This is a genomic window from Prevotella sp. KH2C16 (assembly GCF_900113305.1).
Classification (GTDB): Bacteria; Bacteroidota; Bacteroidia; order Bacteroidales; family Bacteroidaceae; genus Prevotella.
In genome coordinates, this window is sequence record NZ_FOOW01000009.1 from 73495 (window position 1) to 85648 (window position 12154).

Sequence of the window (12154 nt, forward strand, 5' to 3'; positions counted from 1 at the left end):
CAATTATGACTCAAATATTTAAAGGAAAATCAACATTTACACGAACCGTGGCTTATCCCGGACTACTCTCCTATTCATATTATCTCTGCTCTGCGCCATATATCCGTCATGGACGAGTCGCACCCTACTTAACATCCAGTCTGCCATCTACCGAAATTTCAGCTGGGTATACATCCTACTGGTATCCCTCTTCATCATATTCTTGATGGTACTCGCCTTTAGTAAAACAGGCAATATCCGCTTGGGAGCTGACAATTCCACGCCACAATACAGTTTTTTCTCCTGGATATCAATGCTTTTTGCCGCAGGGATGGGCATTGGGCTGATGTATTTTGGCGTTGCAGAACCCATGTCTCACTATGTCCATCCCGCCTTGCCGACAACAGTTAACCCTGCTAAAGATGCACAGTTAGCCACCTTTTTCCACTGGGGCATCCATGCCTAGGGCATTTTCGCCATCATGGGACTCATACTTGCCTATTTCTCCTTCCGCTATCATCTCCCTTTATCCATTCGTAGTGGCCTTTATCCTATCTTAGGCGAACGAATAAAAGGCTCCATTGGAAACATTGTCGACACTTTTGCCTTTGTTAGTACTTTCTTCGGAATTACCACCTCCTTAGGGTTCGGTGTTATTCAGCTCAATGCAGGGCTTGTCCATCTGGGAGTTTTCCATGAATCCAGCTTTACCTTCCAAAGTCTCATCATCATTATTGTGAGTGCAATAGCCATAACCTCAGCTGTAACAGGAGTCAATAAAGGCGTGAAAAGATTGAGTGAGCTCAACCTTGGACTAGCAATCCTGCTCATGTCATTCATACTTGTTCTAGGTCCCACAACCTTCCTGCTGAGTGCTTTTAGTGAGGGTGTAGGATATTATATCCAACGATTTGCCGACCTCACTTTTAATACTTTCGCTTTTGAGTCAGACGGCCGAGGATGGTTCACCAGTTGGACTGTGATGTTCTGGGCATGGTGGATTAGCTGGGCTCCGTTCGTCGGACTTTTTATAGCCCGCATTTCCAAAGGGCGCACTATCCGCGAATACATTATCGCGGTTCTTCTGGTTCCTTCGCTTTTCATTTTCCTATGGATGACCGTCTTTGGCAATGGAGCCATCTATATAGACAAGTATATCGCCCACGGCACACTATCTGCATTGGTAGAACAACCAGACATCTTGCTATTCAGTTTCTTCGAACAGTTTCCACTGGCAACCCCTCTGTGTGTGCTGGCCGTCTTGATGATTACCATCTTCTTCGTTACTTCTGCCGATTCGGGCATACTCGTTATGAACAGCATCACCTCGGGTAACAATCCTAATTCCCCGAAATGGCAAAATGCCTTCTGGGGCATGCTGTTGGCACTCATCTCCATTGCTATGCTCTATGCTGGCGGGCTCCAGGCGCTGCAAACCATGACGCTGATATCGGCCTTGCCTTTTGGCATCATCATGCTCGTGCTTTGCTTCTGTATGATGAGGGCCTTGCATACAGACCTGCTTTACCATAATTCACGCCTGCCTTACGGGAGCCGCAACTGGAACGGGAGCCATTGGCGGGAGCGCCTCTCTCAGATTCTCACTTTCTCCCAGAAAACCGATGTCCAGAGGTTTCTCGACCAAAAAGTGCGTCCCGCCTTCGAAGAACTCTCCACGGAGCTTGCAAAAAAAGGCATTGACGCCGAAATCATTAAAGGGAAACAAGGATATCTGTCTATGGAAATCGTCATTCGGTATGACAAAATCCGAAACTTCAGATATGGCGTTATGGCAGAGCGGCGCAACATATCAGACTATCTTATCGACGAAGACAACACCCCCGATATCAGCAGCAACCAGCAATACATCCCCGTTACCTATTACAGCGACGGGCGCACAGGCAACGATATTCAATATCTGAATCAAGAGGAAATCATTGCCGATGTACTACGCGAATACGAGCGTTACATCAGGGTGATTGCGGACGAGCAGAAAGCCATGATGTTCATAGACAAAGAAAAATACAAGTCTTGAGGCATCAGTCTTTCAGTCCGTGGGCTTTGACGAAGTCTCTGAGTGCCGAGCCGTCGTCAAGCGAAGGAGAATAGGCCGTGAGTACATGCAGCATTTCCGAGCCGTACTCTGCCAGAAGATCCTTCAAAGTATCGAGGACGCAGACATTCCCTGCCAGTCCGCACACATCAATCTGCCCGATGGCATGCTCGCTGATAAGACGGCGAAGCTCCACGGAGGAATGCCTGTTCTGCAAGATGGAATACTCGTCGCGCGAAGCCTCATCGCCCTTGTAGAGCAAAGTGAACCCGCCCTCCGTCTCGTCAAGGGCTTCCAGGAGTCGCTGCCAGACGGCAGCACCCGCAGAATACTGCAGGCAATGCACCGGCCAAGGCCCGCCCTCACGGTCGAAAGAGCAATGGTGATAAGGATGCCAGTCGGATGTGGCCACACGCAACGCATACTCATTGCCATGATTTTCTACATATTCTGCCAGAGCGTCCATAGCCTCGGCAGCACCCGCAACAGGCAGTGAGCCGTTGATAAAATCCATCTGCGGGTCGATGATCAGCAATAGTTTGTTCATCGTTCTATCTTATTTTTAGTTCAATACTCATCCGGGAAAGGGGTCTCAAGAAGGCAGGAATAGGTGTTGCCTGCCCTTTAGTACCACTCCTTGATTTCCATATAGTGCCGTGCGAAGGTAAGAGCCTGCTCCCGATCGGACTTCTTCACCAGACGGGCGGGCACTCCTGCCCATATCTCATAAGAATCTATCCTCGTCCCCGCAAGCACCACGGCACCTGCGGCAACAATAGCCCCCTCGCCCACTTCCACGCCGTCGAGCACCGTGGCGTTCATGCCGACCAAGGCTCCCTTGCGCAAGCAACAGGCATGCACAACCGCCCCGTGCCCTATCGAGACATCGTCCTCGATGACAACGGGGCGTCCCTGGGTCTGGTGGATGCAGGCACAGTCCTGCACATTCACACGGCAGCCCATGCGAATGGCATCCACATCCGCCCTCAGCACGGCTCCAAACCACACCGAACAGTCGTCGCCCATGGTGATGTCGCCTATAAGCGCCGCATTTTCCGCAAAATAGCAATTGCGTCCCCACTTGGGAGTTTTCCCGTTGACTTCCTTTACCAGTGCCATCATTTCCGATCATTTTCCAAGTACAAAGATACAATTATTTGGTTAAAATCTTGCAACATGTTTGTTTTTTCGAAATTTACGATTATATTTGTAGCATCAGATACAATACAGGAATATTATGGATAGAGGTAATCAAAACTTAAACAGACGCCAGTTTCTGAAGCGCTTAGGCATGACGACGGCTTCTGCCGCAGCCCTGACAAGCATAGGCCCCATCTCGGCTTTTGCCGATTCTCTCACCAACAAAAACGGCAACTCCGCTCCCGTGGAGGGAAATCCCGAGGGCATGACACTGCGTGTGAACCGCCATAACGGCGAAAAGGTATCACTCCTCGGATACGGTATGATGCGCCTTCCGCAGAAGGACGGCAAGATCGATCAGGACATGGTGAACAAGGAGGTGGACTATGCCCTGGCACATGGAGTGAACTATTTCGACACCGCTCCCGTCTATCACGGGGGGCAGTCGGAAATAGCCACGGGCATAGCACTGCACCGCCATCCCCGCAAGAGCTACTTTATTGCCACCAAGATGTCGGACCGGGGAAATCACACGCTTGAAGCCGGCAAGAAGATGTTCCATGATTCACTGGCCAAACTGCAGGTAGACTATATAGACTATTACCTTCTCCACTCCGTCGGAGGAGGCGGCCTTGACAAGCTCAACGACCGATTCATCAACAACGGACTGCTCGACTGGCTTTGCGAACAGCGCGACAAGGGTGTCATCCGCAACCTCGGATTCAGCTATCATGGCGATGTGCGCGTCTTCGACTGGCTCCTCGACCATAACGATAAGTATGGTTTCACCTTCGTGCAGATAGAAATGAACTATATCGACTGGCGCCATGCATCGCTCAACAAAGGCGGCTGGAAGCAGGATGCCGACGCAGAATACCTCTATGCCAAGAGCGAGAAGGCCGGCGTGCAGAATGTGGTCATGGAGCCACTCCTTGGCGGCAGGCTTGCCAAGATTCCCGAGGAGTATGTCAACAGGCTCAAGGCCGTCCGCCCCGAGGCAACACCTGCCTCCTGGGCTTTCCGCTGGGTGGGCTCTCATCCCAACATCCTCACCACATTGAGCGGCATGACCACCATGGAAGTGCTTGAAGAAAATGTGCGCACCTTCTCACCTCTCGACCCCTGCACTACGAGTGAAAACGAGCTGCTTGCCAAGATTGCCGACGACATGTCGGGGCTGCCGGTCATCCCGTGTACGGCTTGCCGTTATTGCATGCCCTGCCCTTACGGCGTCGATATACCGGGAAACTTTGCCTACTACAACAAGGCCATCAACGAGGGGAAGTTCCCCGACAAGAAGTCGCTTGACTATAAAGTGCGGCTTACTGACTTCGTGAACGGCTACAAGAAGACCTTCAAGGAGAGCGAATGGGCATCCCAGTGCATGGACTGCGAAGCCTGCCTGCCCAAGTGCCCGCAGCAGATACGCATTCCCAACCAGATGTCCAGAATAGTGGAGCTGGTCGGTGGTGCCGGAGAATAACGGTTTTTAGAAATGAAAGCCCGGGACTTTCCTCGTCCCGGGCTTTATTTTTCAACTGAAAAGACATGAATATAGAACAAGTAAGAGCCTACGCCCTGTCTCTGCCGGAAGCCACCGAGGACATGCCTTACGGACCCGACTGGCTCATATTCCGCATCGGCGGGAAGATTTTCCTCCACATCTGGCTGGAATCGCCGGAGCCTACCTGCGCCGTGAAGCTCGCTCCCGACCGCGGGGCGGAACTCCGCGAACACTACGACGGCATCCGTCCGGCCTACCATCTCAACAAGACCCATTGGAGCGACCTCTATCTCGAGACCCTCGACGACAAACTGACGGAGCAACTCATCAGGAGCTCTTATCTGGCCGTTGCCGGCAGACTGCCTAAGCGACTGAGGCCCCTACTGCCGGAGGAATAGGCCGAAAGGCAGACCGGGCACCCTCGGGAGCCGATGCCACAGTCCACTTTAGTCTTCGTCGTTGTCGTGCTCATGGCAGTAGCTGCTGCCGTCAAAGCAGTGCGTGCACACCTTGCATTTCGGCATTCCGATGCTCTCAAGCAGCGTGTCCAGCTTCATGAACTTCACCGTAGTGAGCCCCAGGCGACGGGCTATCTCGTCTACCATACGCCTATATTCTGGCGTATCGTCAGACGCATACTTCTCCAAGTTCTTCGAGGCATCGCCCTCAAAGTCGCCGATGACACGGCGCGTAATCAATTCCATATCACTCTTGGAATTGGTAAAACCGATGAAAGGACAGCCATAGACCAGCGGCGGGCACGAAATCCGCCCGTGCACTTCCTTTGCCCCGTACTCGAAGAAGGACTTCACATTGTCGCGCAGCTGGGTTCCCCGCACAATGGAGTCGTCGCAGAACACCACGCGCTGCCCTTCGAGAACAGCCCGGTTAGGGATGAGCTTCATCTTGGCCACGAGGCTCCGGCGCTCCTGATTGCTCGGGGTGAAGCTCCTCGGCCATGTGGGCGTATACTTCAAGACGGCACGCTTATAGGGGATTCCACGCCCCTCGGCATACCCCAACGCCATTCCCACGCCCGAATCCGGGATGCCGCAGACGAGGTCGGCCTCGGTATCGTCCTCCTGGCCCATCCGTTTCCCGTTCCGCTCGCGCACCTCTTCGACATTGATGCCTTCATAGGAGCTGGACGGAAAGCCATAGTAGACCCACAGGAAGGAGCATATCTGCTCGTGCCGCATAGGGCCTTGCAGCACCTCCATCCCGTCAGCCCGGAGGCGCACGATCTCTCCCGGACCGACATCGCGCACCGGCTGAAACTCCAGATTGGGGAAGCTCGAGCTCTCACTCGACACGGCATAAGCCCCCTCCTTGCGGCCGATAACCAACGGGGTGCGGCCAAGGAAGTCGCGGGCGGCGATGATGCCGTCCTCCGTGAGCACCAGCATCGAGCACGAGCCTTCTATCTTCCGATACACATTGTTGATGCCCTCGACGAAGGTATTGCCCATGTTAATCAGCAAGGCCACCATCTCGGTCTGGTTGATGTTGTTGGCCGACATCTCGCTCAGGTGCATGCGCTGCTTCAGCAACTCGTCTGCAATCTCGTTGAGATTGTTGATACGCGCCACCGTTACGACGGCATATCGCCCCAGATGCGAATTGACTATGATGGGCTGAGGGTCGGTATCGCTGATTACGCCAAGTCCCTTGTTTCCGGAAAAGCTATCCAGTTCGTCCTCGAATTTCGTACGGAAATAATCCTTCTCAAGGCTGTGGATTGAGCGACAGAATCCCTTCTCTTCATCGAAAGTAACAAGGCCTGCACGCTTCGTGCCCAAGTGAGAATTGTAATCGGTACCATAGAAGAGGTCGTTCACACAACTCTTCACGGCTATGGTTCCAAAGATACCACCCATAATGTAATTTGTTTTCTAAGAGATACTAACTTTATATAGCGCAAAGTTACAAAAAATCAGCCACAACCAAAAAGTTGAAGGATGTTTTTTCGGCGGAGTCCGAGATTTTCTTTGCGCAAATCAAGTCATGCCTCCGCTCCTTCTCCCTCCAGTATCCAGCACCGCCACGACGGCACATCCCGCATGGAAACGCCCCTTACAAGTCCCGCTACCCACCCTCGCCTCTCAGTCATAGTCAGCCAATGGTAATGCCACATGATAAATGCGCCTTGAGCCGTGCCGATGTGCTGGGGCCTGCTACATGCAAAAAGCCAGCTCCCCCGGCCTGGCACATGATTCCAAACAGAATCTTCGGCTCGCACCTACAACCTTGAGGTTACTCTCATTCTGTGATGAATCCGACGGCCAAAGGCCGCAGCCTCCGCCGCGGAAAACTACTCTTCAAGTTCCGTCGCGAAGTTCAGCGCCTGAATCCGGATGTCGAGTTCCCGGAGCTGCTTCGACAAACGGTCTATCTGTTTGCCCAGCGGCTTGATGTCGATGGTGGTCAGCATCTTGATTTCGGAGCGGCTATAGCGGTCCTGCGACTCCGATGCCTTGGCAAAGATGTCGCGAAGTGCCGTTATCCGCATGGCCAGCACCTCTTTCTCAGCCATCATTTCGGTGAGCGTCTGGCCGTCTACCACGGTGTGCATATTGGTCTGGTTGATTTGGAAAATGAGCTTCTGCAGCTCTCCCAGACCGGCCTCCATCTCCTTCATCAGTTCCCCGGGATTCTCGGAGGGCTCGTCGCCCTCCTGCACCCTCACATTATTCAGAATGCGGCTTTTCAGCTGCTCGATTCTCTTCTGCGTATCCTTGCGGATAGCCAGTGCCTCTGCCAACTTCATTGTGTCTATGTTTTTAGTTTATGATGCAAAGATAACGATAATTCACGAAATACCCTCCAGAGATGCCGTCTTTTTCTGAACCTCACTAAACAGGTAAGGCCTTATAGCAGACGGCCTTACCTGAGTCTTCGGTTACAGGCGGGAGATTTTCATCTGCCACCCGGCTTCCAGAAATCCGAATACAAATCTTTTAAACCTTATCAGCCATACCGAAGTTTCGTAAATCAAATTCCGTTCATCCCATTTTCGAAGCTCCACCGCTCCGGAATCCATGAAGAATACTCACGGGACAGGGCTTTCCCTCCGTCAGGAAATGCGCCCCCGCCCTGCCAACCGTGCCCCGCACGACAGGCAGTCTTGAGCTCGGACAGCGGGTACTGTCGTTTAAAACAGAGCGCCTTGCCGCAACAAACTTCTTATGATGGGTTAAAAGGCCGTCTATCATACTATTAGAATTTTTGAGATTTTCTTCTTCTGACAAATATAGTCATTTTTCCAATAAGTTGTTCACGAAACCCCCAAAAAAATTTTCCAGCCCTATCACCCGGTCTGGCTACATCCTCCTGCAGAAGAACTGACAGCCCTTGCCGGCGGCATCGGCAGCTTCATAAGATGATAAACAGGAAAGGAAACTTCTCCTGTGGCGACACCTCCTTGACACGGCAGACGGACAAAAAGCGGTGAAAGGTAAGAGCCTTTCGCCCCCAAGGCTACTCCGGGGAAAGACGAGGGCGGCAAAGAGGATGACAAAATCGGCGAGATTGAACGACAAAATCGCCGAAATCACGGGGCAAAATCGGCGATTTTGTCAGCCTCCTGGCGGCTAAAAGAAAAACAAAAGACACTGAGGCGACGGACCGGGAGCGGTAAGCGCCACCTGTGGCCGCCTATCCGAGGACCACATCGAGCAGCATCATGAGCACGAAGCCGATGGCAAAACCTATCGTGGAGAGGTTGGAATGCTCGCCCCCAGACGCCTCGGGAATGAGCTCCTCGATAACCACATAGAGCATGGCACCGGCCGCAAAGGCCAGCAGATAAGGCAGCGCGGGCTGCATGAGCGATGCGAGCAAGATAACAAGAACAGCCCCCAACGGCTCCACGGCCCCTGAAAGCGTGCCCATGAGGAATGACCTCATCCGGCTGCCGCCCGCCGCCTTCATCGGCATGGAGATGATGGCTCCCTCCGGAATGTTCTGGATGGCAATGCCGACCGACATCGCCATCGCTCCCGCGGCCGATATCCACTCTCCGCCCTGCAAGGCTCCGGCCACGACCACGCCTACTGCCATCCCTTCGGGAAAATTGTGAATGGTAACGGCAAGGGTGAGCATGGCCGTCTTGGAAATGTGAGCCTTCAAGCCCTCCGGATGCGAGTCGCCCATGTGGAGGTGAGGCGTGAGGCTATCTACAAGGAGCAGGAAGCCCATTCCCAGCAGGATTCCGACGGCAGCAGGGACGACCCGCAGCCGGCCCATGTCGGCCGACATGTCCATGGCTGGGATGATGAGCGACCACACGGAGGCAGCCACCATCACGCCGGAAGCAAAACCCAGGAGAGACTTCTGCAAGCGCGGAGACATCTCGTCCTTCATGAAAAACACGAACGCGGCACCGAGCGTCGTGCCGAGGAAGGGTATCAAAAGAGTAAGAAAAACTCCAGACATGCGGCAAAGGTAGGCAAAAATTCAGAAAGGAAAAAGAAATCCGGGGAAAAAATAAGGTGAAGAACCAAAAAAGCAAGCCGTCCGAAGAGCCATTCGGACTTTTTTGCGTCTTCGCCCGCCATATCCTTGCGTATTCCAGACAGTTTTCGTACCTTTGCAGCAAAACCGATAATATATCATGAAAAAGAACCTAATCTTGTATATTGCAATCACCTTTGCAATTACCCTTGCCGGCACCCAGGCGAAGGCTGGGAAGCCTCTCGGCGAGAAAGCCATGTATGCCCAGTTCCAGAATCCCGACAGCCGATACAAGCCTTTCGTAAGATGGTGGTGGAACGGAGACGCCGTCGAGGCCAAGGAACTTGTCAGGGAGCTCCGCCTCTTGAAGGATGCAGGAATCGGGGGAGTGGAAATCAACCCCATCTCAATGCCCTACGGGGCCGACCGCCAAGGGCACAAGACGCTGAAATGGCTCAGCAATGAGTGGATCGACATGCTGAAAGTGGTGTTCGACGAGGCCGATCGCCTCGGCATGACTTGCGACCTCATCGTAGGCTCCGGATGGCCTTTCGGAGCGGAGAACCTGCCCCGTGAGGAGAGAGCCTCGGTGCTCCTGACGGCCGCCATACCCGTAAACGGCGGAGAAACGGCGGAATTTTCCGAATATGAGATATTCAAGCAGGTAGACCCGGGAGTAACCGTGGTGAATCCGCGGCGTGCTCCCCGCCTCCTGTCAGCCTATATCGTACCCGACTCCATCAACCGTCTGGACGACGCCGTAGAAGTAACCGACAAGGTGAAAGACGGCGTATTGACCGTGGATGTGCCCAAGGGCAAGCACCTGCTCTATGCCGTCGTGCAGTATGAATCGTTCGCCTCGGTCATCAACGGGGCACCGGGAGCGGCCGGCTCCATCCTCAACCACATGGACGCAAAGGCCGTGAGGAAATATCTCGACCACATGTCAGCCACCATCGAGAGCCGCATCGGCCCGCTCTCCAAGCACCTGAGAGCCTTCTTCGTAGACAGCATGGAGCTGGAGGGCTGCAACTGGACGCAGAACTTCCGCGAGGAGTTTATCAGGCGCAGGGGCTACGACATCATGCCGTGGCTGCCGTTCCTGATGTTCAAGGTGGGCAGGCTGGGCGAAGTAACCGACTACAACTTCGGAGCCAAGAAAGGGCAGAAGTTCCGGGAACTGACCAACCGGGCGCGCTTCGACTTCGAACTGACCAAGGCCGAACTGATGCGCGAGAACTATTCGAAGACCTTTGCACAGTGGTGCCGCGACCACGGCGTGAAGTCGCGCGAGCAAGCCTACGGCCGGGGCATGTTCATTGAAGAGAGCTCCTTGGAGGTGGACATTCCCGAGGGAGAGTCGTGGACCACCAACTACCTGAGGCACCGCATCGGTGAAGAAATGTCCGACTCCGACTACCGGCGGGGGCGTGCCTACACGATGATAAACAAGTATGTCTCATCGGCAGCCCACCTACAGGGCAAGCGACTCATCAGTGCAGAGGAGATGACGAATACCTATAAGGCCTTCGAAACTTCCCTGGAACTGCTCAAGGTGGGGTCTGACATGAACGCCATGTCGGGCATCACGCACTCCGTATGGCACGGCTTCAACTATTCCCCGCTGGATGTCAAGTTCCCCGGATGGGTGCAATACGGCAGTTACTATAATGAACATAACACATGGTTTCCCTACTGGAAGAACCTGAACCTATACAGGGCACGCACTTCGAGCCTGCTGCAGAACGCCGATATGCAGACCGACATCGCCATACTGCCCGCCAACGGCGACCTCTGGAGCGAGCTGGGCGTGCAGACAGAGCCCTTCCCGGGCAAGCTGAATGTAGAATACACCTCCCTGATATGGGAGGCAATACACAAGACAGGGGGCGGTGCCGACTATCTTTCGGAGCTCATTCTGAAAGACTGCACCGTCAAGAGCGGACAGCTCTGCTATGGCAACAAAGCGTATAAAGTGCTCATCCTGCCCGAAGTGAAGGGCACCACGCAAGAGGCCTTGGATAAAATCATGGAGTTCGTGAAAGGCGGCGGGAGAGTGTTCTGCATCGGATGCTATCCTGACCGGTCGCTGGGACTGCACGATTACGAGGCCCGCGACCAGAAAATCCGCGCTACCGTGGAGGAACTCAAGCAATATGCCGACCGCTTCATCCTGCTCGACAAGCCGAAAGACGGCCGCTATCTGGAGTGGTATGAGCAGGTGATGGCGCAATACGACCTGCCCCATGCCATCACCATCAAGAGCCCGGACCGGTTCCTTCTGCAAAACCACTATAAGGCCGACGACGGTTCCGACATCTTCTTTCTCATGAATGCCAATATGGGCGAGCAACGCACGACTGACATCGTGTTTCCCTCCAGTCTTATCAACGGCAGAAACCTGTGGCGATACGACGCCACGGATGGCAAGCGCTACCGCGTAAACCTCAAGGACAACAGCCTCAACCTGCTGCTGCGCCCGTCGGAAAGCATGCTGCTGGTATTCAACCATGCAAAGGGTGGCAGCGAGCAGAAGCCCCTCCCCTTGGAAGGCACCGACACACAGGAGATTATGGGATGGCACCTCGTGCTGCACCATGCCCTCACAGACTCCATCGCCGAGATGGACATGAGGCAGCCTCAGGACCTGCTCGAGACAAACCACAAGTCATTCATGGGCGACATCACCTATACGGCGAAGTTCATTGCCGACGGCACGCAGATGCCGCGCTTCCTGAATCTGGGAAAGGTCTGCGAGACGGCCGAAGTATATATAAATGGGAAATATGCGGGACTGCGCTGGTATGGCGACAAGGTCTTCGACATCTCGAGACTCGTGCGCAAGGGCGAGAACACCATCCGGGTGAAAGTAACCACGCTGATGGACAACTACATGCAGACGCTGAAGGACAACAAGGTTGCCCAGCGCTTCGTCATCAAGCGAAACCACAAGCCCAAGCCTATGGGCATCATCGGGGGAGTGAAGCTATACAGATGAGAAAGGCTTCACCCTCCGGGAAGGATGC

At 53.9% G+C, this 12154-nt stretch carries 9 protein-coding genes and 1 pseudogene; 4 read left to right on the plus strand and 6 right to left on the minus strand.

From position 1 onward, the window contains the following. Positions 1-97: 97 nt before the first annotated feature. Positions 98-2014, plus strand: a pseudogene (locus BM114_RS07915) (BCCT family transporter). 4 nt (positions 2015-2018) lie between these two features. On the opposite strand, the gene BM114_RS07920 reads toward BM114_RS07915, so the two are convergent. After that, a complete protein-coding gene (locus BM114_RS07920; RefSeq protein ID WP_092112195.1) occupies positions 2019-2579 on the minus strand; it encodes an isochorismatase family protein in 561 nt (186 codons plus the stop codon). 77 nt (positions 2580-2656) lie between these two features. Then, on the minus strand, positions 2657-3151 hold the full coding sequence (locus BM114_RS07925; RefSeq protein WP_092112261.1) for a gamma carbonic anhydrase family protein: 495 nt from the start codon (positions 3149-3151) through the stop codon (positions 2657-2659). 118 nt (positions 3152-3269) lie between these two features. Between BM114_RS07925 and BM114_RS07930 the strand changes: the two genes are divergently transcribed. Both BM114_RS07930 and BM114_RS07935 read left to right on the plus strand, forming a co-directional pair. After that, positions 3270-4655, plus strand: coding sequence for an aldo/keto reductase (locus tag BM114_RS07930; RefSeq protein WP_092112197.1), 1386 nt, complete (start codon positions 3270-3272; stop codon positions 4653-4655). 65 nt (positions 4656-4720) lie between these two features. After that, positions 4721-5074 (plus strand): MmcQ/YjbR family DNA-binding protein, encoded by a 354-nt coding sequence (locus BM114_RS07935; protein WP_092112198.1) that lies wholly within the window; start codon positions 4721-4723, stop codon positions 5072-5074. Positions 5075-5122: 48 nt separating this feature from the next. On the opposite strand, the gene BM114_RS07940 is transcribed toward BM114_RS07935, so the two are convergent. The 4 genes from BM114_RS07940 to BM114_RS07950 all read right to left on the minus strand — a co-directional run bounded on the left by BM114_RS07940 (position 5123) and on the right by BM114_RS07950 (position 9110). Further along, complete coding sequence (locus BM114_RS07940) at positions 5123-6553, minus strand: amidophosphoribosyltransferase (protein WP_092112200.1); 1431 nt, start codon at positions 6551-6553, stop codon at positions 5123-5125. A gap of 434 nt (positions 6554-6987) precedes the next feature. Further along, positions 6988-7443 carry a DIP1984 family protein gene (locus tag BM114_RS07945; RefSeq protein WP_092112202.1) on the minus strand — a complete coding sequence of 152 codons (456 nt, stop codon included), beginning with the start codon at positions 7441-7443 and terminating at the stop codon, positions 6988-6990. 235 nt (positions 7444-7678) lie between these two features. Then, complete coding sequence (locus BM114_RS14370; protein WP_177207078.1) at positions 7679-7888, minus strand: hypothetical protein; 210 nt, start codon at positions 7886-7888, stop codon at positions 7679-7681. Between the two features lie 442 nt (positions 7889-8330). Then, positions 8331-9110 (minus strand): ZIP family metal transporter, encoded by a 780-nt coding sequence (locus BM114_RS07950; RefSeq protein ID WP_092112204.1) that lies wholly within the window; start codon positions 9108-9110, stop codon positions 8331-8333. Positions 9111-9288: 178 nt separating this feature from the next. Between BM114_RS07950 and BM114_RS07955 the strand changes: the two genes are divergently transcribed. Next, entirely contained in the window at positions 9289-12126 is a 2838-nt protein-coding gene (locus BM114_RS07955; RefSeq protein WP_092112206.1) for a glycosyl hydrolase, read from the plus strand. The last annotated feature ends 28 nt before the right edge of the window (positions 12127-12154 follow it).